Origin of the sequence: Bacillus sp. WMMC1349 (assembly GCF_013155385.1) — a bacterium.
Classification (GTDB): Bacteria; Bacillota; Bacilli; order Bacillales; family Bacillaceae; genus Bacillus.
Window position 1 is genome coordinate 1,503,599 of the sequence record NZ_JABJUQ010000007.1, and the last position, 24,837, is coordinate 1,528,435.

Genomic DNA, 24,837 nt, shown 5'->3' on the forward strand with positions numbered 1-24,837 from the left:
CGGCAATTAAAATGGCATTCGAAGGATTAGCCGACCGACTGCAGAAAACGATTTCTAAAATCCGTGGCAAAGGAAAAGTAACAGAACAGGACGTTAAAGAAATGATGCGTGAAGTTCGTTTAGCACTCCTTGAAGCGGATGTCAACTTTAAAGTCGTTAAAGATTTTGTGAAAAAGGTAAGTGAACGAGCTGTCGGTCAGGACGTCATGAAAAGTCTGACACCAGGACAACAAGTCATTAAAGTTGTCAAAGAGGAACTGACAGTGCTGATGGGCGGAGAAGAAAGTAAAATTGCCACAGCAAAACGTCCACCAACTGTGATTATGATGGTTGGTTTACAAGGAGCCGGTAAAACGACAACAACCGGAAAACTTGCCAATCTGCTTCGTAAAAAGCATAATCGCAATCCGCTCTTAGTAGCAGCTGATATTTACCGACCAGCAGCAATTAAGCAATTGGAAACACTCGGAAAACAGCTAAGTATGCCCGTCTTTTCACTTGGTGATCAAGTCAGCCCGATCGATATTGCTAAACAGGCGATTGAAAAGGCGAAAGAAGACCATCATGATTATGTACTTATCGATACAGCCGGACGTCTTCATATTGATGAAGAACTGATGGATGAATTGCACAAAGTAAAAGAAATCGCTCAGCCGGAAGAAATATTCCTTGTTGTTGATTCGATGACAGGGCAGGATGCGGTTAATGTTGCGAAAAGTTTTAACGACCAGCTTGGTGTAACAGGGGTTATCCTGACCAAACTTGATGGTGATACAAGAGGTGGTGCGGCTTTATCAATTCGCGCTGTCACAAATACGCCGATCAAATTTGCCGGACTCGGTGAAAAACTTGATGCACTCGAACCGTTTCATCCTGAACGAATGGCTTCACGAATTCTTGGTATGGGTGATGTGCTGACCTTGATCGAAAAAGCCCAAGCAAATGTTGATGAAGAAAAAGCAAAAGAGCTTGAGCAAAAAATGAAAAATATGAGCTTTACGCTTGATGACTTTTTAGAACAGCTTGGCCAGGTTCGCAATATGGGTCCGCTTGATGAGCTTATTCAAATGATGCCTGGTGCAGGTAAAATGAAAGGCTTAAAAAATGTCAAAGTTGATGAAAAACAGCTCAACCATGTTGAAGCGATCATTAAATCGATGACAGGAAAAGAAAAAGAACAACCTGAAATCATAAATGCTAGTAGACGCAAACGAATTGCGAAAGGTAGCGGAACATCAGTTCAGGAAGTCAACCGTCTTTTAAAACAATTTGAAGACATGAAAAAAATGATGAAGCAAATGACAAACATGACAAAAGGGAAGAAAAAAGGTTTTAAATTACCCTTTATGTAAACTCGTTTTCTGATGATCAAAACGTTGTTAAGAAAAAATACTTTACAAACACTTTTATCATTGTTAATATACTATCTTGTTGAAATATTTTCGGAGGTGCTAGTAAAATGGCAGTAAAAATTCGTTTAAAACGTATGGGAGCAAAAAAATCTCCTTTCTATCGTATTGTTGTAGCAGATTCTCGTTCACCACGTGACGGTCGTTTCATTGAAACAGTCGGAACTTACAACCCGGTAGCGAAACCAGCAGAGGTAAAAATCGATGAAGAGCTTGCTCTTAAATGGCTTCAAACAGGAGCTAAACCGTCTGACACGGTGCGCAACCTTTTCTCAAAAGAAGGTATTATGGAAAAATTCCACAATGCTAAACAAAGTAAGTAATGAGTGATCTACACTTGGAAGAGCTGATTGTATCTCTAGTCAAACCGCTTGTGGATCATCCTGATGATATTCGGGTAACCAAAGAGGAACAACATCAACAGATCATTCTCCGTCTTTCTGTCAATCAAGAAGACACCGGTAAAATCATCGGGAAAAAAGGACGGACTGCAAGAGCGATACGTTCTGTGTTGTTTGCGGCTGGCGCACAGTCTTCTAAGAAAGTTCAACTTGAGATTGCAGACTAAGGGAGAGGGTTTAAAACCTCCCCCTTTTTTATCATGAGAGAAAAAATCACTTGGATGAGTAGGTGATGTATCATGCAAATTATTCAGCGTGTAACCGTCATGCAAATCTTAACTGAAAATAGTAAGAAAAAACTGCTCGCCTTCTTTGAAGAAAAAAAAGAAATGCTAGAACGTGAATGCAGCCAACTTTACTTTCAACTTAGAAAACATGAAAAAGAACATCACAATGCAGCAGCAGCCGAATCATTCAAAAAAGAAATTGAAAAGCGCCACGATAAAATGAAAATGATCGACTTTCAAATTCATCAAATTCATACGCTCCCATTAGGCAGTGAAGTGAAAGAAAAAGAAGTTGATGCTTTGTTAAATATTGAAGTCGGTGATCATTGGAATGAGATGACTTCAGGAAAAACAATCGTAATTGAAGACGGAATCGTCAATGAAATTCGTCCGAGGTGAAGTGAAAACATGCAGAAACGATGGTTTAATGTAGGGAAAATTGTCAATACTCATGGAGTGAAAGGTGAAATACGTGTCATTTCAAAAACTGATTTTCCTGAAGAACGATATCAACCTGGAAACACGCTTTACATATTTACAGAACAACAGGAAGAACCCATTCAAGCAACGGTAAGTTCGCATCGGCTTCATAAACAATTTCATCTTTTGCAATTTAAAGAGATATCAACATTAACTGAAGCTGAAAAATTAAAAAATGCTTTGATTAAAGTTCCAGAAGACCAGTTAGGTCAATTGGCAGCAGATGAATACTACTTTCATGAAATTATCGGCTGTGATGTTTTCTCAGAAGAAGGAGATCAAATCGGTAAGGTGAAAGAAATTTTAACTCCCGGTGCAAATGATGTTTGGGTCATAGCACGCCCTGGTCAAAAAGATGTGCTGATCCCTTATATCGAATCTGTCGTAAAAAGCATTAACGTCAAAGAAAAAATGATTAAGATTCATATGATGGAAGGATTACTTGACGAATGAGAATTGATTTTTTAACACTTTTTCCAGAAATGTTTGAAGGTGTACTAGGTTCTTCAATTCTTCAGAAAGCCCAAGAGAAACACGCTGTCAATTTTCATGTCGTTAATTTCCGGGCTTATTCTGATAATAAGCATCAAACTGTTGATGATTATCCATACGGCGGTGGCGCAGGTATGGTTTTAAAACCGCAGCCTGTCTTTGATGCAGTCAAAAACTTGAGTAGTGAAGCAGAGAAAGATCCCCGCATTATCATTGTTTGTCCTCAAGGTGAGCGCTACACTCAAAAAAAAGCGGAAGAGCTTGCCAAAGAAGAACACTTAATGTTTATTTGCGGCCATTATGAAGGGTATGATGAGCGAATCAGAGAACACCTGGCAACAGACGAGATTTCTATTGGTGACTTTGTGCTGACAGGTGGCGAACTGCCGGCGATGATGATTGCTGATAGTGTTGTCAGACTGTTACCGGGGGTCCTCGGCAAAGAAGAATCACACCTTGAAGATTCTTTTAGTACGGGTCTACTCGAACATCCGCATTACACACGCCCTGCAGATTATAAAGGCTTAAAAGTTCCCGATGTTCTCATCTCTGGAAACCATGCCAAGATTAACGAATGGAGACGAAAAGAGTCGCTCAAACGGACATTTTTAAGACGACCTGATCTTCTCGAACATTATTCTTTATCAGATGAAGAAAGAAAATGGATGTCAGAATGGGAAAACCGCTAGATTCTATTGCGTCTTGTAGAAAGGTATGATATGATACTACTTGTGACTTGAACGGGACTCTCGTTTAAGTTTGAAAACGATGTTCCGCTGTGGTCGTTATTCGCCCATGAGCATCTGTTGGAAGGAGTTGAAGACGATGCAAAAATTGATTCAAGAAATCACAAAAGAACAACTACGCACTGATTTGCCTGCGTTCCGTCCTGGTGACACTTTACGTGTACACGTTAAAGTTGTTGAGGGTAACCGTGAACGTATTCAGGTTTTTGAAGGTGTTGTGATCAAGCGTCGTGGTGGTGGAATCAGCGAAACTTTCACAGTTCGTAAAATTTCTTACGGTGTTGGAGTTGAGCGTACATTCCCATTGCACACACCAAAAATCGCGAAAATCGAAGTTGTCCGTCATGGTAAAGTACGCCGTGCGAAACTTTATTACTTACGTGAACTTCGTGGAAAAGCGGCTCGTATTAAAGAAATTAGACGATAATGATAATGAACGAAAAGAGCTTGTTAACCATAACAGGCTCTTTTTTTATAGATGATCTACATAAACAGAAAGAAGGTGGTCTTTGTGGTCATTCAATGGTTTCCTGGACATATGGCGAAAGCAAGGCGGGAAGTAACGGAAAAATTAAAGTTGATCGATATTGTATATGAACTTGTTGATGCGAGAATCCCCATGTCCTCAAGAAATCCGATGATCGAAGATATTTTGAAGCACAAACCGCGGATCATGCTGCTCAACAAAGCGGATAAAGCTGATTCACTGGTGACGAATAAGTGGAAACAGCATTTTGAAGCAGATGGTATTCCCTCACTTGCAATCAATTCTGTCAATGGGCAGGGATTAAATCAAATTTTACCTGCTTCAAAAGAGTTGCTAAAAGAAAAATTTGACAAAATGAAAGCGAAAGGTGTCAAGCCGCGAGCGATTAGGGCGTTAATTGTCGGTATTCCTAATGTGGGAAAATCGACTTTGATTAATCGGCTTGCCAAAAAAAATATTGCCAAAACCGGTGATAGACCTGGAGTGACAACAGCACAGCAATGGGTAAAAGTCGGCAAAGAATTAGAGCTTCTCGATACGCCGGGGATTTTATGGCCGAAGTTTGAAGATGAGCTCGTTGGCTTAAAGCTTGCGGCGACAGGAGCCATTAAAGATTCAATTATCAATTTACAGGATGTTGCAGTATTCGGTTTACGCTTTTTAGAAGAGCGCTATCCTGAGCGTTTAAAGAACCGCTATGATTTGGTAGAGATCCCTGAAGAGATCGCACAACTGTTTGATGAGATCGGTAAAAAACGCGGGTGTCTAATGGCTGGTGGTGCGATTGATTATGATAAAACAACAGAGGTCATTATTCGAGATATCAGGACAGAAAAATTTGGGCCACTCTCATTTGAAAAGCCTGAAGAAATTGAAAAAGGCACGCTTTAAAAAGAGGCGGGTCTTTATTTTTTATTAAGATCTACCGATAAAAAAAATAGGGGAGAAACGAGTTGAAAACATTAACTGTAAAAGAAGTGAAAGAATGTCTTCAGTCAGTGAAGGTAAAGGATGATCCGTTTATTAAGCAATGCTTGAAAGATGGGCGCAAAAGCGTTCAAGCGCTCGTTACAGCCTGGCTGAAGCAAAATGAAAGACTATTGGCTATGCAGGAAGATTGGTGGACGATGACCTCCTATGAACGGTCACTAACAGAGCATGGCTATCAATATATCGCTGGAATTGATGAAGCTGGCCGGGGTCCTTTAGCAGGACCTGTTGTTGCCGCTGCAGTCATCTTAACTAAAGATTGTGAAATATTAGGTCTGACTGATTCGAAAAAACTTTCCAAACAAAAACGAGAAGATTACTATTCTTTCATTATGGAAGAAGCACGAGCTGTTGGAGTGGGGATTGTTGCTGCAGATGTTATTGATGATATCAATATTTATGAAGCGTCTAAGCAGGCGATGACAAAAGCGGTTCAGTCACTGTCTATTGCTCCCGATCACCTGCTGATTGATGCCATGTCACTCCCGTTAGTGACCAAGCAGACATCATTGATTAAAGGTGATGCCAAAAGCGCATCAATCGCTGCTGGCGCGTGCATTGCAAAGGTAACAAGAGATAAGTTGATGGACGAATATGCCGACAAATATCCAATGTACGGTTTTGAAAAGCACAAAGGTTATGGAACGAAAGAACATTTGGATGCTTTAGCTAAGTATGGACCGTCACCTATTCATCGCAGATCGTTTGCACCTGTACTAGCCCACTTAAACAAATAGCGGAGGGAGAAGGATTTTGATGATGCTAAATGAATTACATAAAAGCCTGATTACCCAATTTGAAAATTCCGATTCTCTCCAACGGATGAGCGGGGCTGAGACGGACCAAAAAAAGCTGTTAATCGGCAAAGTGCTCAAGTTTATCAGTGAACAGTATGCTGAAATTCAAGTTGGTAACACAAAATGGCAGGGGCGACTTGAAACACCGCTCACAACAAATACGTATTATTGGTTTTCTTATGAAAAGAAAGCGGATGAACCACAAGGTCGCCTTCAAGTCGTTGAAGCATTTGACAAAAATCCGAAGACAGTACAGGATGCCGCTGTAAAGCTTTTGGATGGCCTCTCACTGAAAAGCACAAAGGAGGCCGTGTTTTTAGTCGGAGCACTGCTGAAAGAGCAGCAACCGATCAAGGAAAATGATCTGAAAGCAGCAATCAAATGGCTTGAAAACTTACCGAAGTCACAAATTCAAAAAGGTATGGACGCTGTTATCTTTGCATTGAAACGGCAACTTCCTGTTCATCCGGGCGTCCTTGATTCAATTTTAGCTGTGAAAGATCCAGTTTCAATGAGCAGTCAAATTGGTAAGCTGTATGAAGCAATTAGCCATGAGCCACAACACACGGCAGGCTTGGAAAAGCTGAAAAGTGCGCTTCTTCCAATTTTGAACGTTGAGACGGAAATTCAGGCAGAAAACCTACTGCAAATTCTTTCTGACAAAGCGAGACCAGCAGGCAAAGAAACACAGCCGACTTCACTGTTACAGACCGCACAAGGGGGGGAGCTTGCAAATGAACAAGACAATAAAATGACTCATCCAAAGCTTCATGAACCTGCACTGGCAAAAGAAATTTTGGCGAAATTAACAACACTGGCTGAACAGAAAGGGACAACATTAGTTGAAGAAGCTATCACTTGGATGAAATCACTGCAATCCCATAAACCGATGACATTTGCTATGTTAACAGAAAGTGAAACAGAGTTGTTGCAGCACATCATCAAGGAGTCCGCGCCTTCCTTAACAAATAAAACAGATGTACTTACTGCCTTGTTTAAAATGAAAAACCTGTTAGGTGTAAAAGATGAACTGTCTTTTGTAAAAGCGCTCGAAAGCGGTGGTGTGACTAAAGAGCAAAGCCTGCAGTCATTAAAGCTTGTCCTTAATGAAATGCGCCATTCTCAGGATCTTTCACCTTCTGTTAAACAGGAAGTAAACGAAGTGTTTAATCGATTAAACGGTCAGTTGTTTTTGCAGCATGACCAATCAACACAAAGCCAGCTTTTTCTTTCATACCCATTGTTCTCTAAGCACAGTGTTCAGGATTTAACGGTTTTCTTTAATGGTCAAAAAAAAGAAGATGGTAAAATTGATCCTTCCCAGTGTCGTCTCATGTTTTATCTGCAGTTGGACGCACTTAAAGAAACAGTTGTTGATTGTTTTATTCAACAAAAAGTCATGACAGTTACGGTTGAGACGGGCTTTGATTTGCAGAGGCTCATTGACCCATTGTTCCCCTCTTTAAAAGAAAAATTGAAAGAGCTTGGTTATAGCTTGTCAAGTGTTACGGCAAAAAAGCGGGAACATCTTCAAATGACGTCCTGTATGGAAAGTCAGTTTGAACAGATGACACAGTACACTTTGGATGTGAAAATATGAAAGACATGGTGCCATTAAGAAAGGCTGTTGCTCTACATTATGATGAAATGAAAGATAAAGCACCGAAAGTAGTTGCTAAAGGATCGGGATACACGGCTGAAAAAATCATTCTAGAGGCAAAAAAAGCAGGAGTTCCCATACAAGAGGATCCAACTCTTGTCGAATTAATGCGCCACCTTGAGCTTGATGATCATATTCCAGAAGCACTCTATGAAATTGTAGCAGAAATTTTTTCATTTATCTATTCATTGGACGATGAAATGAAAAAGGGGGAATAACCTTTAAAAAAGGCGATTCCCTCTTTTAATTTTATATTTTTAATAAAGTAAAAGTTTGAATGTTTAGAAGGATTTTACGATTTTGTAGCGAATTCTGGACAATCTTTCTATGATTATATAAAATGAAAGCGCAGTCTATTATTATTTTTGCTACATAAGTTAGGAGGATGGGAAATGAATATCCATGAGTGCCAAGGGAAAGAGGTCCTCAAGCAGTATGGGGTGACCGTTCCGGAAGGTAAAGTGGCATTTACAGCAGATGAAGCGGTAAAAGCAGCAGAAGGATTGTCAAGCCCGATTTATGTCGTGAAAGCACAGATTCACGCAGGCGGGCGCGGTAAAGCAGGAGGGGTAAAAATTGCAAAATCAAAAGATGAAGTGAGAACGTATGCGGAAGAATTGTTGGGGAGAACGCTTGTCACTCACCAAACAGGTGCTGACGGGCAAACAATAAAACGCTTACTTATTGAAGAAGGCTGCGATATTAAAAAGGAATACTATGTTGGGCTCGTTCTTGACAGAGCGGCGTCACGAATCGTCCTGATGGCTTCTGAAGAAGGCGGGACAGAAATTGAAGAAGTCGCCGCAAAAACGCCGGAAAAAATCGTTAAAGTTGTGATTGATCCAGCGGTTGGACTGCAAAGCTATCAAGCGAGAAAAGTCGCTTTCGCCATTCATATTCCAAATGAACTGATCGGTCAGGCTGTTCAATTCATGATGGGGCTGTACAGGGCATTTGTTGAAAAAGATTGTTCGATTGCCGAAATAAACCCGCTTGTCGTGACAGGCGATGGGGAAGTCATGGCGCTTGATGCCAAGCTCAACTTTGATAGTAATGCATTATATAGACAAAAAGATATCTTGGCATACCGGGATCTTGATGAAGAAGATCCGAAGGAGATCGAAGCATCCAAATATGATCTAAGTTACATTTCGCTTGATGGTAATATCGGCTGCATGGTAAACGGGGCAGGACTTGCGATGTCGACGATGGATATTATTAAGCATTACGGTGGAGAACCGGCAAACTTTCTTGATGTCGGTGGCGGTGCAACGGCTGAAAAAGTGACGGAAGCTTTCAAAATTATTTTGTCTGACCAAAATGTGAAAGGAATCTTTGTCAACATTTTTGGCGGTATCATGAAATGCGATGTCATCGCTCTAGGGGTTGTCGAGGCAACAAAACAAGTTGGATTAACCTTACCTCTTGTCGTACGCTTAGAAGGAACAAATGTAGATCTCGGCAAAAAAATCCTTCATGAATCAGGACTTAATATCACGTCTGCTGAATCAATGGCTGACGGCGCGCAGAAAATTGTATCCTTAGTGAAGTAAGAAGGGCAGGGGAGTAAAAAATGAGTGTATTTATCAATAAAGATACAAGAGTCATTGTTCAAGGGATTACAGGTTCGACGGCACTATTTCATACAAAGCAGATGCTAGAATACGGCACAAAGATTGTCGGCGGCGTAACACCTAAAAAAGGTGGAACAGAAGTTGAAGGGGTACCTGTATTCAACACAGTTGAAGAAGCTGTCAAAGAAACTGGAGCAACTGCTTCTGTTATTTATGTGCCGGCAGCATTCGCGGCTGATGCGATTATGGAAGCTGTCGATGCGGAACTCGATCTTACCGTCTGTATTACTGAGCATATACCAGTGCTTGACATGGTAAAAGTAAAAAGATATATGGAAGGTAAAAAAACGAGATTGATTGGACCGAACTGTCCGGGAGTGATTACACCTGACGAATGTAAAATCGGGATTATGCCGGGCTATATTCATAAGAAGGGTCATGTTGGGGTTGTCTCCCGGTCCGGTACCCTTACATATGAAGCTGTACATCAGCTTTCAGAAGCAGGGGTTGGTCAATCAACAGCTGTTGGTATCGGCGGAGATCCTGTAAACGGGACGAATTTTATTGACGTCTTAAAAGCCTTTCAAGAAGATCCTGATACACATGCTGTCATTATGATCGGTGAAATTGGTGGTACAGCAGAAGAAGAAGCGGCCGAATGGGTGAAAGCTCATATGACTAAACCTGTCGTCGGTTTTATCGGCGGAAAAACAGCTCCTCCGGGAAAACGGATGGGGCATGCCGGTGCGATTATTTCTGGAGGAAAAGGCACAGCTGATGAAAAAATTAAAACGATGAATGCCTGCGGAATTGAAGTTGCAGAAACTCCTTCAGTAATGGGAGAAACATTGATTCAAGTATTGAAGGAAAAAGGCCTTTACGAACCATGTAAGACACATTAATAAACATAAGGCAGGAATAGTCTAAATGATCTATTCCTGCTTTTTAAATCTTCAAAACTAGTTCTTTTGAATTGCGTGCTAGAAAAATGATGGAGGTTTTTGAATGAATGATAGTAGCGACCTTTTGATCTTTCTTCGCTTAAATGGTGTCTTGTCGCCTTCACTTTTGTATAAATGGTGGAAAAAAGATCCTTCTTTATCACTTACAGACGAAAAAAACCATCCTTTAACAGAACTTACGAAAAAAAAAGTAAACTTATATTCTATCAGAAAACTGACCCATAATGGACTCTCTACAGTAAAAGATCTTTACCAAAATTATCATGAAAACGGAGTGGACATGATCGCAATCTCATCCCCTGATTATCCAGATTGTCTGAAAATGATTCACGATCCGCCCCCTGTATTATTTATAAAAGGAAAGAAGACTCTTTTTTATGAAAAAAGACGGATCGGTGTTGTTGGGACACGTCATCCTTCTTCATATGGCGAAATGGTTACAACTTATCTTGTGAGGGAACTTAGTAAAAATAATTGGTCGATTGTTAGCGGATTGGCAAAAGGGATTGATGGTCATGCCCATCGAGAAAGCATCCGTGCAAAAGGTAGCACAATTGGAGTCATTGCAGGAGGATTCAACCACTTTTATCCCCGTGAAAACCGCGAGCTTGCCGAACAGATGGCAAGAAACCATCTTCTGGTGTCAGAACACCCGCCGCATATAAAACCTCAAAAATGGCATTTTCCGTTGCGAAATCGACTGATAAGCGGATTAACTGAAGGAATTGTTGTTATTCAAGGTAAGGAAAAAAGCGGTTCACTTATCACAGCATATCAAGCACTTGAACAAGGAAGAGAAGTGTTTGCAGTACCAGGTTCAATTTTTGAACAAAACTCATTTGGACCAGCGAGGCTTATTCAGGAAGGGGCTAAACTAGTCACTAATATTGATGATATACTTAGTGAACTTCCTTCTTTTCATGCTCAAAATTTGGAACTTCTTTAAAAATATCGTTTGACAAATCGCATTCGAATATTTAATAATAGTGAGGATTTCAAGTTTAAACGAGCGAATTGGCGTTTATCATAAGAATGGATAAATTTAAATGAAATCAATGATAATGTTGAATATCATAAAAAGGCTAAATTGAAAAGAGAGAGAACACCTCTTGAGGGGGATAATGTGATGTCCGAATACTTAGTTATCGTGGAATCGCCTGCTAAGGCAAAAACGATTGAGCGATACTTAGGAAAAAAATACAAAGTTAAAGCGTCAATGGGGCATGTCAGAGATCTGCCAAAAAGCCAAATGGGAGTTGACTTCGAGCAGAACTTTGAACCGAGATATATTACGATTCGCGGGAAAGGACCTGTCCTGAAAGAACTAAAAACAGCAGCCAAAAAAGCAAAAAAAGTTTATCTTGCAGCTGACCCCGACAGAGAAGGGGAGGCTATTGCATGGCATCTTGCTCACAGTCTTGATTTGGACTTACATTCAGACTGTCGTGTTGTTTTTAACGAAATTACAAAAGATGCAATTAAAGACTCATTTAAGCACCCGCGTATGATTAATATGGATCTTGTTGATGCTCAGCAAGCAAGAAGAGTTCTTGATCGTCTAGTCGGCTATAAAATCAGTCCAATTTTATGGAAAAAGGTGAAAAAGGGCTTAAGTGCCGGTCGAGTTCAATCTGTCGCATTGCGTCTTATTATTGATCGTGAAAAAGAAATAAACGAATTCAAACCGGAAGAATACTGGACGATTGAAGGTTCTTTCCTAAAAGGAAAGGAAACCTTTGAAGCCAGCTTTTTTGGGATTCGCGGTGAAAAGCATCCGCTTAAAAGTGAAGATGATGTAAAACAAATCCTTTCACAGATCAAAGGCAACCAATTTGACATTCAAAAGGTAACAAAAAAAGAACGTAAACGAAATCCGGCTCTTCCGTTTACGACTTCAACACTTCAACAGGAAGCAGCGCGAAAATTAAATTTCCGAGCAAAGAAAACGATGATGATCGCCCAGCAATTGTATGAAGGAATCGATCTTGGCAAAGAAGGAACCGTTGGGTTAATCACATATATGAGAACGGATTCAACCCGAATTTCTAACACAGCCCAAGAAGAAGCATCTTCTTTTATCGAACAGCAATATGGTAAAGAGTTTTTAGGAAACAAACGAAAACCTGCAAAAAAGAATGAAAATGCACAGGACGCCCATGAAGCAATTCGCCCAACATCTGTGCTCAGAAAACCTTCTGATCTTAAGGCTGTATTGGGCAGAGATCAACTTAGGCTTTACAAACTCATTTGGGAACGGTTTGTCGCTAGTCAAATGGCATCAGCTATATTAGACACGATGAGTGTTGATCTGGAAAATAACGGCATGACGTTTCGGGCAACAGGAAGTAAAGTGAAGTTTTCCGGTTTTATGAAAGTGTATGTTGAAGGCAAAGATGACCAAGCAGAAGAAAAAAATAAAATGCTTCCCGATTTAGTTGAAGGCGATGCTGTTCTTGCAAAAGATATTGAACCTGCTCAACATTTTACACAGCCGCCTCCACGTTATACGGAAGCCAGACTCGTCAAAACGCTTGAAGAGTTGGGAATTGGACGCCCATCTACTTATGCGCCTACATTGGACACTATTCAAAAGCGCGGGTATGTGACGCTTGATAATAAACGGTTTGTACCGACTGAACTCGGGGGAATTGTACTTGAAGCGATAATTGAATTTTTCCCTGAAATCATCAATGTTGAATTTACCGCAAAAATGGAAAAAGAACTTGATGATGTTGAAGATGGAAACATCCAGTGGATCCAAATTATTGATTCCTTTTACAAAGAATTTAAGAAGCGTGTTGAAAAGGCAGAAGCTGAGATGAAAGAAGTTGAAATCGAACCTGAGTATGCGGGTGTCGATTGTGAGGAGTGCGGCCACCCAATGGTATATAAGCTGGGACGATACGGGAAATTTATGGCTTGCTCCAATTTTCCCGACTGCCGCAATACAAAACCGATTGTAAAAGAGATTGGTGTCAAATGTCCATCATGCAAAACTGGAAATATCGTTGAGCGCAAATCGAAAAAACGCCGCATCTTTTACGGCTGTGACCGCTATCCTGAGTGTGAATTCGTATCTTGGGATAAACCTCTTGAGCGAAAATGTCCAAAATGTGAGGACATGCTCGTTGAGAAAAAGCTGAAAAAAGGCGTTCAAGTACAATGTGTGAACTGTGATTATAAGGAAGAACAACAAAAGTAGCGGTGAGCAGAACTTTGCTCACCTTCTTTGTTGTGTGAAAAGAACATGAATAAGGAGAGATATCAATATGAATCAAACAATCAATGTTATTGGGGCCGGCCTAGCTGGAAGTGAAGCGGCATGGCAACTCGCTAAACGAGGTATCGATGTCCGACTATATGAAATGAGACCTGTTAAACAAACACCGGCACACCATACAGACAAATTTGCAGAACTTGTTTGCAGCAACTCACTTCGTGCCAACACTTTAACAAACGCTGTAGGTGTATTAAAGGAAGAAATGCGATTACTAGATTCAGTCATCATTGCTGCTGCTGATCACTGTTCTGTGCCAGCTGGAGGAGCACTTGCTGTTGATCGACATGAATTTGCTGCACATGTAACCGAAAAAGTGAAACAACATCCAAATGTCACAGTAATAAACGAAGAAGTGAAAGAAATACCGGAAGGACCGACGATTATTGCCACTGGACCGCTTACCTCTAAGGTACTTTCTGAGCAATTGCAGCAGTTAACAGGTGAAGATTATTTATACTTTTATGATGCTGCTGCACCGATCGTTGAAAAAGACAGTCTTGACATGGATAAAGTCTATTTGAAATCCCGTTATGATAAAGGAGAAGCTGCATATTTAAATTGCCCAATGACAGAAGTAGAGTTTGACCGTTTCTATGAAGCGCTTATATCTGCGGAGACCGTGCCGCTCAAAGAATTTGAAAAAGAGATTTTCTTTGAAGGTTGTATGCCGATCGAAGTAATGGCCAAACGGGGCAAAAAAACGATGCTTTTCGGACCAATGAAACCTGTTGGGCTTGAAGACCCAAAAACAGGGAAACGTCCATATGCAGTTGTTCAGCTTAGACAAGATGATGCTGCTGGTACCCTTTATAATATTGTCGGTTTTCAGACTCATCTCAAATGGGGTGATCAAAAAGAAATGCTTCGACTTATTCCAGGCTTGGAACAAGCTGAAATTGTTCGTTATGGTGTTATGCATAGAAATACATTCATTAACTCGCCAAGTCTTTTAAAAGCAACCTACCAGTTTAAAAAAAGGGATGATCTCTTTTTTGCCGGACAAATGACAGGTGTTGAAGGTTATGTAGAATCAGCAGCATCAGGACTTGTGGCAGGTATTAATGCTTCCCGCCTTATGTTAGGAAAGGAACCCATCACTTTTTCTAATGAGACGGCGATTGGCAGCATGGCTCATTATATTACGGAAACAAATCAGAAAAACTTCCAACCGATGAATGCAAATTTTGGGCTCTTTAAAGAACTTAACGTTAAAATTAAAAATAAGCAGGAGCGCAATGAACAATATGCATTACGTGCATTAGATACTATTCGAAATATTTCGAAAACATTATAGTTATTCATTGCCATACCAACTTGTTATGTGATAATATTTAAAAGCCCTTTTCAAAGAGGTGGAGTCATGGTAAATGTTAAGAATTTTTTAACTTTGTTCATTGAATATTTACAAATAGAAAAGAGTTATTCAAAATATACAATTGTGGGTTACATTTCATCTATTGAAGAGTTTGAACGCTTTTTAAAAATTCAAGGAATAAAGGGCTTTCAAGACGTGACTTATCCGGATGTGAGGATTTATTTGACGGAGGCTCATGAAAAAGGGCTTACACGCAGAACGATCAGCAAAAAAATCTCAGCACTGCGAAGCTTTTATAAGTTTTTAGTGAGGGAGAAGTTAGTAAAAGATAACCCATTTTCAGTCGTCAGTCTTCCAAAACAAGATAAACGAATTCCGAAGTTTTTGTATGAAAGAGAGCTTGAAGAATTATTTGCAATTTCAGATCTAGATACCCCGCAGGGACAACGAAATCAAGCGCTCTTAGAGCTTCTTTACGCCACTGGTATGCGGGTAAGTGAACTTTGCGGATTAACCGAAACTGATGTAGATTTAAGTTTTGATACGGTGTTAGTTCATGGAAAAGGAAAGAAGCAAAGATATATTCCATTTGGTTCCTTTGCACACGAGTCTTTGGATCTATATTTTCAAAATGGTAGACGTATCCTTCTGTCGAGAGCAAAGGAACCTAGTTCTTTTGTATTTTTAAATCAAAGAGGAGGACCCCTAACTCAAAGGGGAGTTCGATATATTTTGGATGAAATTGTAAGAAGCGCTTCGGGGACATTACATATACATCCTCATATGCTTCGTCATACATTTGCCACCCATTTATTAAATAAGGGAGCTGATTTGCGGAGCGTTCAGGAATTGCTTGGGCATTCAAATCTTTCTTCAACTCAAGTGTATACACATGTATCTAAAGACATGCTCAGAAAAACGTACATGTCTCACCATCCTCGGGCTCATAAAGGGAAATAAAGGAGGCTCTTTTATGTCATCTTTTCACGCGACAACAATATTCGCCATTCAGCATAACGGAAAGTGTGCGATGGCGGGAGACGGCCAAGTCACATTCGGGCAGGCTGTTGTGATGAAGCATACGGCAAGAAAGGTGAGAAAGCTATTTAATGGAAAGGTGATCGCTGGTTTTGCCGGTTCTGTTGCAGATGCTTTCACACTTTTTGAAATGTTTGAAGCGAGGCTTGAAGAGTACAATGGCAATCTGCAGCGAGCGGCTGTTGAACTTGCAAAAGAGTGGCGAAGCGACAAAATTCTTAGAAAACTTGAAGCGATGCTAATTGTCATGAATACAGATAGTCTCTTGCTCGTTTCAGGAACCGGTGAAGTGATTGAACCGGATGACGGTATATTGGCAATTGGTTCTGGAGGGAACTATGCCCTTGCTGCTGGAAGGGCTCTCAAACAATATGCTGGTGGTCAGCTTGAGGCGAAAGAAATTGCAAGAGCTTCACTTGCAACTGCTGGCGAAATTTGTGTGTATACGAACGATCAAATCATTGTAGAAGAACTTGAATAGAAAGGATTTGAGGCATATGGAAAAAAAGCCGCTAACTCCGAGAGAGATTGTTGATCGGCTTGACCAGTATATCATCGGCCAGGTCGATGCAAAAAAAGCAGTTGCCGTCGCTTTAAGAAACCGCTATAGAAGAAGTCTTCTTGATGAAAAGTTGCGCGAAGAAATCGTTCCAAAAAATATATTGATGATGGGACCGACAGGCGTTGGTAAAACGGAAATTGCCAGACGAATCGCAAAGCTTGTCGGTGCGCCGTTTGTCAAAATCGAAGCGACAAAATTTACAGAAGTCGGCTATGTTGGTAGAGATGTAGAATCTATGGTTCGAGATCTTGTAGAAACATCTGTCCGTCTCGTTAAAGAAGAAAAAATGAGTGAAGTAAAAGTAATTGCCGAAGAAACTGCGAATAAACGCCTTGTGAAGCTGCTTGTTCCGGGAAGAAAAAAGCAGACAGGGAGCAAAAATCCTTTTGAAATGTTGTTTGGAGGAAATCAGGATCAACAGCAAGACGATCATGATACAAAAGAAGAATCTGATATCCAAACGAAACGGAAGCAGATTGAGCATCAGCTTGCTCTCGGTGAACTTGAAGACCATTATGTCACAGTCGAAGTTGAAGAGCAGCAACCATCGATGTTTGATATGCTTCAAGGTTCAGGAATGGAACAGATGGGGATGAATATGCAGGACGCGCTCAGCAATTTGATGCCGAAAAAGAAAAAGCGTCGCAAACTCATGGTGAAAGAAGCGCGAAAAGTGCTGACAAATGAAGAGGCGGCAAAGCTGATCGATATGGATGAAGCAGCACAGGAAGCCGTCTTGAGAGCAGAGCAATCAGGGATTATTTTCATCGATGAAATTGATAAAATCGCCAAAAAAAGCGGGGCATCTTCTTCAGCTGACGTATCTAGAGAGGGTGTGCAACGCGATATTTTACCGATTGTTGAAGGCTCAACCGTGATGACAAAATACGGGGCTGTGAAAACAGATCATGTCCTATTTATTGCAGCTGGTGCCTTTCATATGGCAAAACCAAGCGATTTAATCCCTGAGCTGCAGGGACGTTTTCCGATTCGGGTAGAATTGAAGAAACTGAGCATTGAGGACTTTGTGAAAATCTTAATTGAACCAAGTAATGCACTTCTCAAGCAATACGAGGCTTTGTTAAAGACGGAGGGTATATCTCTTGAATTTTCTGACGATGCTATTCGTAAGATTGCAGAGGTCGCTTATCATGTCAATCAAGACACAGATAATATTGGAGCAAGACGGCTTCACACCATTTTGGAACGGCTGTTGGAAGAATTATCATTTGAGGCTCCTGATGTGACGATGGAAAACGTTGTCATTACACCACAGTATGTGGAAGAAAAATTAGGTTCAATTGCTAAAAATAAAGACTTAAGTCAGTTTATTTTATAAACAATTCAATATGAGTAATTTTAGGAGGATCATTAATTATGGCTTTATTACAAAAAACAAGAAAGATTAATGCAATGCTGCAAAATGCGGCAGGGAAACCGGTTAATTTTAAAGAAATGGCGGAAACGCTTCGCGATGTGATTGATTCCAACATTTTCGTTGTTAGTCGGAGAGGAAAACTTCTCGGTTTCTCCATTAACCAGCAAATCGAAAATGACCGAATGAAAAAAATGTTAGAGGAACGTCAGTTTCCTGAAGATTATACGAAAAACCTGTTCAATATTCGAGAAACATCATCTAACTTGGATATTAGCAGTGAATACACTGCTTTTCCTATTGAAAATAGCGATCTCTTCCAAGCTGGGCTGACAACCATTGTACCAATTGTTGGTGGAGGAGAAAGACTGGGTACTTTAATCCTTTCCCGTCTTCAGGCAAAATTTGAAGATGATGACCTCATCCTTGCTGAATATGGAGCTACAGTTGTTGGAATGGAGATTCTAAGGGAAAAAGCAGAGGAAATAGAAGAAGAAGCCCGCAGTAAGGCAGTTGTTCAAATGGCGATCAGTTCATTGTCATACAGTGAACTTGAAGCAATTGAGCATATTTTTGAGGAACTTGATGGAAACGAAGGGCTACTTGTTGCAAGTAAAATTGCTGATCGAGTAGGGATTACACGTTCGGTTATTGTGAATGCATTGCGCAAACTTGAAAGTGCAGGTGTAATAGAATCTAGATCTTTAGGGATGAAAGGCACATATATTAAAGTATTAAATAATAAATTTTTGGTTGAATTAGAAAAACTAAAGTCTCATTAAAAGAAAAAGCAAAAAAGCCGCAGAACATTGCGGCTTTTTTTATTTCACCATTTAAATTATATGATGATAATTTAAATGGTGAAATAATGATTAAATAATGGTTAAACAACCATAATAATACTATATAAATATAATAATATCTAAATGTAACACCTGTAACACTACGTAGTTCTTATAATCTAGGACTAAAGTCCTATTTGTAAAATAGATATATATTCCGAGTTTTTTTTATTCAAATATCATGGACTTTATGACTATTTTTTCATACAATGGTCTTATGGATTTTACAAATCTCGACAAGATTCTTAGAGAGTTGGAAAAAGATTGGGGGTAATTGGTGTTGGATATATTTGCTGGAACGATAAAAACATTGGAAGGATCCTTGCAGCGAGCGAATATTAAGCAAAAAGTCATATCCAATAATATTGCCAATGTAGATACACCGAACTACAAGGCGAAAGAAGTATCATTTAAAAATGTGCTGAATGAAGAATCTTCTCGGCTGAATGCTGTAAAAACAAACTATAGACACATTGACTTTAAAGGTAATCAGTCTAATTATTCAGTTGTATCAAGTAAAAATACGTCTTATCAAAAAAATGGAAACAATGTCGATATCGATCGGGAAATGAGTGAAATGGCAAAGAATCAAATTCAATATCAAGCGTTAGTTGAAAGAATTAGCGGGAAATTTAACTCATTAAGGACCGCAATTACAGGAGGTAAATAATGGGTATCTTTAACGGCATTAATATTTCAGCTTCAGCTCTGACTGCGCAAAGGGTTCGAATGGACACAGTCTCCTCTAACCTTGCGAACATGGATACGACGAGAGCTAAACAAGTAAATGGTGAATGGCAACCTTATCGGAGAAAGCTTGTCTCAACTGCTCCAAAGGGCGAATCCTTTTCATCTGTACTTCATTCATCGATGAATGGATCATCAAGAGTTGGAGAAGGTGTAAAAGTGACAAAAATCAGTGAAGACCAAACACCATTTAAACTCGTTTATGATCCGACACATCCTGATGCAAATCAAGAAGGTTATGTGCAAATGCCAAATGTCGATCCTCTCAAGGAAATGGTCGATTTAATGAGTAGCACAAGATCTTATGAGGCCAATGTCACAGCAATGAATGCAACAAAAGGAATGCTTATGAAAGCATTAGAAATTGGAAAGTAGGTGAGAAATGATGATCAGTGCAATCTCTCCGTTTCAAACTCAACCTGTACAAGCAGCAGGTACAGAATTAATAAAACCAATTAGCAACAAACAAGCAGGCTCTGAAAACCAGGTCAGCTTTTCAAATATGTTAAAAAACTCTATCAGTGCTTTGAATCATTCTCAAAACCAATCTGATAAACTGACAAACGCATTGGCTATTGGCCAGGATGTCAATCTAGATGAAGTCATGATCGCGGCTCAGAAGGCTAATGTATCATTAACTGCTGCAATAGAGTTTCGTAACAAAGCAGTTGAAGCTTATCAAGAAATCATGAGAATGCAAGTGTAAGAAAGGAGTAGAAAATCGAAGAGAATTAGTGTATATACCGGGGGAGTAAGATGAATCGTATTTTAACGCAAATAAAAACTAAGGTAACCGAGTTTTGGAAGAATCGATCAAAACTGCAAAAAATACTAATGATCAGTGGTATTGTCACTGTGGTGATACTGTCTATCGTCATTGGTGTTTTTGCCTCATCTGAAAAGATGGTTCCGCTCTATAAAGATTTGACAGCAGAAGAAACCGGCCAAATCAAACAAGTTCTTGATGAAAAAGGAATTCCATCAGAAATAGATACTGATGGATCTGTCATTAAAGTCCCTGAAGAACAAGTTGATAGCTTGAAGGTTGATTTGGCAGCAGAAGGTCTTCCGAAAAGCGGAAGTATCGATTATTCGTTTTTTGGTGAGAATGCTGGATTTGGTATGACAGATAACGAGTTTGATGTTTTAAAAGTAAAAGCAACACAAACTGAACTTTCAAATCTGATGAAAGGGATGGAAGGTATTAAAGACTCCAAAGTCATGATCAACCTTCCAAAGGATTCCGTCTTTATTGGAGAGGAGAAGCCGCAAGCATCAGCTTCGATTGTCTTGCAAATAAAGCCTGGCTATACGCTTGATCAAAGTGAAGTGAATGGTCTTTATCATCTTGTTTCCAAAAGTATTCCCAATCTTGATGAGAAAAACATCGTAATCATGGATCAAAATTCTACCTATTACGATCTAACTGGCAAAGAGTCCGGATCTTATGCAGACAGTTACTCTTCCCAACGTGAAGTCAAAGCTCAAATCGAGAAGGATCTTCAAAGACAAATTCAACAGATGTTGGGCACAATGATGGGACAAAATAAGGTCGTTGTATCTGTTACATCTGATATCGATTTCACAAAAGAGAACAGAACAGAAGATCTCGTTGAACCTGTTGATAAAGAAAATATGGAAGGCATCACAGTGAGCGCTGAACGAGTCAATGAAACATATGCTGGTGAAGGCGCACAAGCTGGAGGTGTCAACGGAACAGGCGAAAATGATGTGACAAACTATGCGGAAGCAGGTGAAGGTGGAGGAGCTGGAGACTACGAAAAAAGTGAAGAACGAATTAATACTGAAGTCAACAGAATCCACAAAGAAATTGCTGAAAGTCCTTATAAAATCAGGGATTTAGGTGTACAGGTTATGGTAGAGCCGCCGAAAGCGAATGACCCGCAATCACTTCCAGCTGAGAGGGTAGATGATATTAAGAAAATCCTCTCAACCATTGTCAAAACATCGATAGACAAAAATTATTCGGAAGAACCTTTAAATGACGAAGAAGTCGAAGGTAAAATCGTTGTCTCAGTTTCGCCGTTTGATGGCAAACAGGCTATTGATGAAGAAGCAGAGACAGGCGGTATTCCGCTTTGGGTTTATATCACAGGCGGTGTGGTACTAGTTGCACTTGCCGGTTTGATCATCTGGCTTGTCAAACGACGTAAGACAGAAGATGAGGAAGAAGACGAATGGTTTGAAGCACCACAAGAACCGATCAGAGTATCTGATGTTAATAATGAAAAAGAAACAGAAGAATCTGTCAGAAGAAAGCAGCTTGAAAAAATGGCGAAAGATAAGCCTGATGAATTTGCAAAATTACTGCGCAGCTGGCTGACTGAGGAATAGGAGGGAGTTTGAAATGGCAAAAGTAAAACAAGATAAGCTTACAGGCAAACAAAAAGCGGCCATTCTTATGATTTCCTTAGGCCTTGATGTGTCAGCTAATGTTTACAAACATTTAACAGATGAAGAAATTGAAAGGCTCACACTTGAAATATCAAATGTCAGAGCTGTCTCACCTGAGAAAAAGGATGACATTATCGAAGAATTTCATGAAACAGCACTTGCTCAAGAATATATTTCCCAAGGGGGAATTCACTATGCTAAGCAAGTGTTAGACAAGGCACTTGGTGAGGATAAAGCAGCCAATATTATTACGCGGCTCACATCTTCACTACAAGTTAGACCGTTTGATTTTGCTAGAAAAGCAGAACCAGCTCAAATTTTGAACTTTATCCAACATGAGCATCCACAGACAATTGCTTTAATCTTATCCTATCTCGATCCAGTGCAATCAGGGCAGATTTTGTCCGAACTTGATCAGGAAGTACAGGCTGAGGTGGCAAGACGGATTGCTGTTATGGATAGAACTTCTCCGGAAATTATCAATAAAGTCGAACAAATATTAGAGCAAAAACTTTCATCGACCTTTACTCAGGATTACACGCAGACCGGCGGTATTGAAGCTGTTGTCGAAGTGTTAAATGGAGTTGACAGAGGAACAGAGAAAACCATTCTCGATGCCCTTGAAATACAGGACCCTGAACTTGCAGACGAAATTAAGAAACGGATGTTTGTCTTTGAAGATATCGTTACACTTGATAACCGTGCGATTCAAAGAGTTATCCGCGATGTTGAAAACGAAGACCTGCTTCTATCTTTAAAAGTGGCAAGCGAAGAAGTCAAAGATATTGTCTTTGGCAACATGTCACAGCGTATGGTTGAATCGTTTAAAGAGGAAATGGAATTCATGGGACCTGTGCGACTGCGTGATGTTGAAGAAGCTCAATCTAGAATTGTTAGCGTGATTCGCAGACTTGAAGAAGCAGGTGAAATTGTAATCGCCAGAGGTGGAGGGGATGATATCATTGTCTAACATCATTAAACAGCGATTATCATCTATTCCAGAAATAAAAAGGCGGACAATTTCAATAAAGGAAGTGAAGACTTCCAAAGAAGAGGAAGAATTGTTGGGAGAGCCTGATCCGCAACTGCTTCTACATCAGGCCAAGCAAGAAGCGAATCAACTACTCGAGAAGGCGAACCTTGAACTTGAACAAACAAGGCGTCAAATTGATGAAGAAAAAACAAATTGGGATACAGAACGTCAAGCTTTGATTGAACAAGCGAAAGAGGAAGGTTTTGAAGCGGGTTTTGAACATGGAAAAGCTGATGCTCATAAAACCTACCAATCTTATATAGAAAATGCAAATGCCATTGTCAGTTCAGCTAGACAAGATTATGAAGAAAAAATTGAACAATCCGCTGAAGAAATCATCACACTTGCCGTTTCCTTGGCGAAAAAAGTGTGGCATCAAAAAACGGATGACAAAGAAGCTTTCATTGAGCTTGTGAAACAAGTACTAGCTGAAATAAAAGAGTTTGACGATATTTCGATCTATGTTGATCCCGAATACTACGAAATGGTTCGGAGTCAGAAAAGTGAGCTTCAACAGTTGCTTCAATATGGCACTCACCTCGCCATTTATGCTGATGAAAAAGCAGCAAAAGGTACTTGTTATATCGAAACGGCTTTTGGGAGAATTGATGCAAGTATTGACACTCAATTAGAGCAATTGAAACAGAAATTGTTAGCCTTGCTTGAAACGGCGGGTGAAAGTTGATGATGCTTGAGCAGCTACTTGAATGTATTGAGGCAGTTGATGCTTATAAACGATTTGGAAAAGTGAAACAGGCTGTCGGTCTCATGATTGAGTCAAAAGGACCGGAATGTTCAATCGGAGATGTTTGTAAGATTTACACAAAAGGCAACACACGAAAAGTAATTAAAGCGGAAGTTGTCGGCTTTAAAGATCAAAATATTCTACTGATGCCTTATCTTGAAGCGGCCAACATCGCACCTGGTAGCATTGTCGAAGCGACGGGAGAGTCATTACGAATTAAAGTCGGTCCGGGTTTAATCGGACAGGTTGTTGATGCATTTGGCAACCCGCTTGACGGAAGCATACTACCGAAAGGTTTGGCACCAGTTTCGACTGAACAGGCACCGCCAAATCCGATGCAAAGGCCTCCTATCAGAGAAAAAATGGCAGTTGGTGTCAGATCAATTGACAGCCTTTTAACTGTCGGAAAAGGGCAACGCGTTGGTATCTTCGCCGGAAGTGGTGTTGGAAAAAGTACACTGATGGGGATGATTGCAAGAGAAACAGCTGCAGATTTAAATGTCATTGCCCTTGTTGGTGAACGTGGCCGCGAAGTGAGAGAATTTATTGAAAAAGACCTTGGTGAAGAGGGACTAAGGCGCACGATTGTTGTTGTCGCAACATCAGATCAACCAGCTTTAATGAGATTGAAGGCAGCTTATACAGCAACAGCAATTGCCGAATACTTTCGTGATAAGGGCCAAAATGTGATGTTTATGATGGATTCGGTGACAAGAATCGCCATGGCTCAACGTGAAATTGGTTTAGCGGCAGGAGAACCGCCGACAACGAAAGGTTATACGCCTTCGGTGTTCGCTATTTTACCAAGACTTCTAGAACGAACAGGGACAAATGAACATGGTTCAATTACAGCTTTTTATACAGTTCTTGTCGATGGTGATGATATGAACGAACCGATTGCTGATACAGTACGAGGGATTTTGGATGGTCATATTGTACTAGACCGGAATCTTGCTAATAAAGGTCAATTTCCTGCAGTGAATATTTTAAAAAGTATCAGTCGGGTCATGAGCAATATTGCTGAGAAGGATCATATAACAGCCGCAAACCGATTCAGAGAATTGTTGTCAACCTATCAAAATTCAGAAGATCTTATCAATATCGGTGCATACAAAAAAGGGTCTTCCCGGGAAATTGATGAGGCGATACAAATTCATCCGGAACTGATTCGCTTTCTGAAACAGGAAGTGGATGAAGGAGCATCTCTAGAAGACAGCATTTCGTTACTAAAGAGTCTTATAGGAAGAGGGGAATAGCAAG

The 24,837-nt window shown here is 40.1% G+C and carries 27 protein-coding genes; all 27 read left to right on the top strand.

What is annotated here, in order from left to right; genetic code table 11:
- Positions 1-11 precede the first annotated feature (11 nt).
- Complete coding sequence (gene ffh, locus HOO54_RS09985) at positions 12-1,352, top strand: signal recognition particle protein (protein WP_172294794.1); 1,341 nt, start codon at positions 12-14, stop codon at positions 1,350-1,352.
- A gap of 107 nt (positions 1,353-1,459) precedes the next feature.
- On the top strand, positions 1,460-1,732 hold the full coding sequence (gene rpsP, locus HOO54_RS09990) for a 30S ribosomal protein S16 (protein ID WP_006638197.1): 273 nt from the start codon (positions 1,460-1,462) through the stop codon (positions 1,730-1,732).
- The gene (locus HOO54_RS09995; RefSeq protein WP_172294796.1) at positions 1,732-1,977 is read left to right on the top strand and encodes a KH domain-containing protein; all 246 of its coding nucleotides are present in this window, start codon (positions 1,732-1,734) and stop codon (positions 1,975-1,977) included. Before rpsP ends, HOO54_RS09995 begins: the two co-directional genes overlap by 1 nt.
- Positions 1,978-2,049: 72 nt before the next feature.
- Positions 2,050-2,436 (top strand): YlqD family protein, encoded by a 387-nt coding sequence (locus tag HOO54_RS10000; RefSeq protein ID WP_172294798.1) that lies wholly within the window; start codon positions 2,050-2,052, stop codon positions 2,434-2,436.
- Positions 2,437-2,445: 9 nt separating this feature from the next.
- Positions 2,446-2,970 (top strand): ribosome maturation factor RimM, encoded by a 525-nt coding sequence (gene rimM, locus HOO54_RS10005; RefSeq protein WP_172294800.1) that lies wholly within the window; start codon positions 2,446-2,448, stop codon positions 2,968-2,970.
- Positions 2,967-3,698 carry a tRNA (guanosine(37)-N1)-methyltransferase TrmD gene (gene trmD, locus HOO54_RS10010; RefSeq protein ID WP_172294802.1) on the top strand — a complete coding sequence of 244 codons (732 nt, stop codon included), beginning with the start codon at positions 2,967-2,969 and terminating at the stop codon, positions 3,696-3,698. Before rimM ends, trmD begins: the two co-directional genes overlap by 4 nt.
- Before the next feature lie 136 nt (positions 3,699-3,834).
- Positions 3,835-4,182: a 50S ribosomal protein L19 gene (gene rplS, locus HOO54_RS10015; protein WP_172299469.1), complete on the top strand. Its 348-nt coding sequence runs from the start codon at positions 3,835-3,837 to the stop codon at positions 4,180-4,182.
- Positions 4,183-4,266: 84 nt separating this feature from the next.
- Complete coding sequence (gene ylqF, locus HOO54_RS10020; protein WP_172294804.1) at positions 4,267-5,133, top strand: ribosome biogenesis GTPase YlqF; 867 nt, start codon at positions 4,267-4,269, stop codon at positions 5,131-5,133.
- Between the two features lie 62 nt (positions 5,134-5,195).
- Entirely contained in the window at positions 5,196-5,969 is a 774-nt protein-coding gene (locus HOO54_RS10025; protein ID WP_172294806.1) for a ribonuclease HII, read from the top strand.
- A 22-nt stretch (positions 5,970-5,991) separates the two neighbouring features.
- Positions 5,992-7,629, top strand: coding sequence for a hypothetical protein (locus tag HOO54_RS10030; RefSeq protein ID WP_253907650.1), 1,638 nt, complete (start codon positions 5,992-5,994; stop codon positions 7,627-7,629).
- A complete protein-coding gene (locus tag HOO54_RS10035; RefSeq protein ID WP_172294810.1) occupies positions 7,626-7,907 on the top strand; it encodes a FlhB-like flagellar biosynthesis protein in 282 nt (93 codons plus the stop codon). The genes HOO54_RS10030 and HOO54_RS10035 overlap by 4 nt, the downstream gene beginning before the upstream one ends.
- A gap of 174 nt (positions 7,908-8,081) precedes the next feature.
- Positions 8,082-9,242 (top strand): ADP-forming succinate--CoA ligase subunit beta, encoded by a 1,161-nt coding sequence (sucC, locus tag HOO54_RS10040; RefSeq protein ID WP_172294812.1) that lies wholly within the window; start codon positions 8,082-8,084, stop codon positions 9,240-9,242.
- Positions 9,243-9,262: 20 nt separating this feature from the next.
- A complete protein-coding gene (gene sucD / locus HOO54_RS10045) occupies positions 9,263-10,165 on the top strand; it encodes a succinate--CoA ligase subunit alpha (RefSeq protein ID WP_172294814.1) in 903 nt (300 codons plus the stop codon).
- Positions 10,166-10,268: 103 nt separating this feature from the next.
- Positions 10,269-11,171 carry a DNA-processing protein DprA gene (gene dprA / locus HOO54_RS10050; protein WP_172294816.1) on the top strand — a complete coding sequence of 301 codons (903 nt, stop codon included), beginning with the start codon at positions 10,269-10,271 and terminating at the stop codon, positions 11,169-11,171.
- Positions 11,172-11,351: 180 nt separating this feature from the next.
- Positions 11,352-13,427, top strand: coding sequence for a type I DNA topoisomerase (gene topA / locus HOO54_RS10055; RefSeq protein WP_172294818.1), 2,076 nt, complete (start codon positions 11,352-11,354; stop codon positions 13,425-13,427).
- Positions 13,428-13,494: 67 nt separating this feature from the next.
- Positions 13,495-14,799, top strand: a complete 1,305-nt coding sequence (gene trmFO / locus HOO54_RS10060; RefSeq protein ID WP_172294820.1) for an FADH(2)-oxidizing methylenetetrahydrofolate--tRNA-(uracil(54)-C(5))-methyltransferase TrmFO — start codon at positions 13,495-13,497, stop codon at positions 14,797-14,799.
- 66 nt (positions 14,800-14,865) lie between these two features.
- Positions 14,866-15,780, top strand: coding sequence for a tyrosine recombinase XerC (gene xerC, locus HOO54_RS10065; RefSeq protein WP_172294822.1), 915 nt, complete (start codon positions 14,866-14,868; stop codon positions 15,778-15,780).
- A gap of 13 nt (positions 15,781-15,793) precedes the next feature.
- The gene (hslV, locus tag HOO54_RS10070; protein WP_172294824.1) at positions 15,794-16,339 is read left to right on the top strand and encodes an ATP-dependent protease subunit HslV; all 546 of its coding nucleotides are present in this window, start codon (positions 15,794-15,796) and stop codon (positions 16,337-16,339) included.
- Positions 16,340-16,355: 16 nt separating this feature from the next.
- Positions 16,356-17,759 carry an ATP-dependent protease ATPase subunit HslU gene (hslU, locus tag HOO54_RS10075; protein WP_172294826.1) on the top strand — a complete coding sequence of 468 codons (1,404 nt, stop codon included), beginning with the start codon at positions 16,356-16,358 and terminating at the stop codon, positions 17,757-17,759.
- Between the two features lie 38 nt (positions 17,760-17,797).
- Positions 17,798-18,577, top strand: a complete 780-nt coding sequence (codY, locus tag HOO54_RS10080) for a GTP-sensing pleiotropic transcriptional regulator CodY (protein WP_172294828.1) — start codon at positions 17,798-17,800, stop codon at positions 18,575-18,577.
- A 340-nt stretch (positions 18,578-18,917) separates the two neighbouring features.
- On the top strand, positions 18,918-19,307 hold the full coding sequence (flgB, locus tag HOO54_RS10085; protein ID WP_172299471.1) for a flagellar basal body rod protein FlgB: 390 nt from the start codon (positions 18,918-18,920) through the stop codon (positions 19,305-19,307).
- A complete protein-coding gene (gene flgC / locus HOO54_RS10090; RefSeq protein ID WP_172294830.1) occupies positions 19,307-19,759 on the top strand; it encodes a flagellar basal body rod protein FlgC in 453 nt (150 codons plus the stop codon). Before flgB ends, flgC begins: the two co-directional genes overlap by 1 nt.
- A 10-nt stretch (positions 19,760-19,769) precedes the next feature.
- Positions 19,770-20,090, top strand: coding sequence for a flagellar hook-basal body complex protein FliE (gene fliE, locus HOO54_RS10095; RefSeq protein WP_172294832.1), 321 nt, complete (start codon positions 19,770-19,772; stop codon positions 20,088-20,090).
- A 50-nt stretch (positions 20,091-20,140) separates the two neighbouring features.
- The gene (gene fliF / locus HOO54_RS10100; protein ID WP_172294834.1) at positions 20,141-21,739 is read left to right on the top strand and encodes a flagellar basal-body MS-ring/collar protein FliF; all 1,599 of its coding nucleotides are present in this window, start codon (positions 20,141-20,143) and stop codon (positions 21,737-21,739) included.
- 13 nt (positions 21,740-21,752) lie between these two features.
- Positions 21,753-22,769: a flagellar motor switch protein FliG gene (fliG, locus tag HOO54_RS10105; protein ID WP_172294836.1), complete on the top strand. Its 1,017-nt coding sequence runs from the start codon at positions 21,753-21,755 to the stop codon at positions 22,767-22,769.
- On the top strand, positions 22,753-23,517 hold the full coding sequence (fliH, locus tag HOO54_RS10110) for a flagellar assembly protein FliH (protein WP_172294838.1): 765 nt from the start codon (positions 22,753-22,755) through the stop codon (positions 23,515-23,517). The genes fliG and fliH overlap by 17 nt, the downstream gene beginning before the upstream one ends.
- A gap of 2 nt (positions 23,518-23,519) precedes the next feature.
- Entirely contained in the window at positions 23,520-24,833 is a 1,314-nt protein-coding gene (fliI, locus tag HOO54_RS10115; protein WP_375335830.1) for a flagellar protein export ATPase FliI, read from the top strand.
- Positions 24,834-24,837: the final 4 nt, after the last annotated feature.

Excerpts from the sequence above, each read along its gene's own strand:
- ffh (WP_172294794.1), top strand. The coding sequence starts at position 12 with ATGGCATTCGAAGGATTAGCCGACCGACTGCAGAAAACGATTTCTAAA.
- sucC (WP_172294812.1), top strand. The coding sequence starts at position 8,082 with ATGAATATCCATGAGTGCCAAGGGAAAGAGGTCCTCAAGCAGTATGGG.
- fliH (WP_172294838.1), top strand. The coding sequence starts at position 22,753 with ATGATATCATTGTCTAACATCATTAAACAGCGATTATCATCTATTCCA.
- topA (WP_172294818.1), top strand. The coding sequence starts at position 11,352 with ATGTCCGAATACTTAGTTATCGTGGAATCGCCTGCTAAGGCAAAAACG.
- fliI (WP_375335830.1), top strand. The coding sequence starts at position 23,520 with ATGCTTGAGCAGCTACTTGAATGTATTGAGGCAGTTGATGCTTATAAA.
- hslV (WP_172294824.1), top strand. The coding sequence starts at position 15,794 with ATGTCATCTTTTCACGCGACAACAATATTCGCCATTCAGCATAACGGA.
- HOO54_RS10000 (WP_172294798.1), top strand. The coding sequence starts at position 2,050 with ATGCAAATTATTCAGCGTGTAACCGTCATGCAAATCTTAACTGAAAAT.
- HOO54_RS09995 (WP_172294796.1), top strand. The coding sequence starts at position 1,732 with ATGAGTGATCTACACTTGGAAGAGCTGATTGTATCTCTAGTCAAACCG.
- codY (WP_172294828.1), top strand. The coding sequence starts at position 17,798 with ATGGCTTTATTACAAAAAACAAGAAAGATTAATGCAATGCTGCAAAAT.
- rplS (WP_172299469.1), top strand. The coding sequence starts at position 3,835 with ATGCAAAAATTGATTCAAGAAATCACAAAAGAACAACTACGCACTGAT.
- dprA (WP_172294816.1), top strand. The coding sequence starts at position 10,269 with ATGAATGATAGTAGCGACCTTTTGATCTTTCTTCGCTTAAATGGTGTC.
- rimM (WP_172294800.1), top strand. The coding sequence starts at position 2,446 with ATGCAGAAACGATGGTTTAATGTAGGGAAAATTGTCAATACTCATGGA.
- HOO54_RS10035 (WP_172294810.1), top strand. The coding sequence starts at position 7,626 with ATGAAAGACATGGTGCCATTAAGAAAGGCTGTTGCTCTACATTATGAT.
- hslU (WP_172294826.1), top strand. The coding sequence starts at position 16,356 with ATGGAAAAAAAGCCGCTAACTCCGAGAGAGATTGTTGATCGGCTTGAC.
- xerC (WP_172294822.1), top strand. The coding sequence starts at position 14,866 with ATGGTAAATGTTAAGAATTTTTTAACTTTGTTCATTGAATATTTACAA.
- fliF (WP_172294834.1), top strand. The coding sequence starts at position 20,141 with ATGAATCGTATTTTAACGCAAATAAAAACTAAGGTAACCGAGTTTTGG.
- rpsP (WP_006638197.1), top strand. The coding sequence starts at position 1,460 with ATGGCAGTAAAAATTCGTTTAAAACGTATGGGAGCAAAAAAATCTCCT.
- trmD (WP_172294802.1), top strand. The coding sequence starts at position 2,967 with ATGAGAATTGATTTTTTAACACTTTTTCCAGAAATGTTTGAAGGTGTA.
- flgC (WP_172294830.1), top strand. The coding sequence starts at position 19,307 with ATGGGTATCTTTAACGGCATTAATATTTCAGCTTCAGCTCTGACTGCG.
- fliE (WP_172294832.1), top strand. The coding sequence starts at position 19,770 with ATGATCAGTGCAATCTCTCCGTTTCAAACTCAACCTGTACAAGCAGCA.
- fliG (WP_172294836.1), top strand. The coding sequence starts at position 21,753 with ATGGCAAAAGTAAAACAAGATAAGCTTACAGGCAAACAAAAAGCGGCC.
- sucD (WP_172294814.1), top strand. The coding sequence starts at position 9,263 with ATGAGTGTATTTATCAATAAAGATACAAGAGTCATTGTTCAAGGGATT.
- HOO54_RS10030 (WP_253907650.1), top strand. The coding sequence starts at position 5,992 with ATGCTAAATGAATTACATAAAAGCCTGATTACCCAATTTGAAAATTCC.
- trmFO (WP_172294820.1), top strand. The coding sequence starts at position 13,495 with ATGAATCAAACAATCAATGTTATTGGGGCCGGCCTAGCTGGAAGTGAA.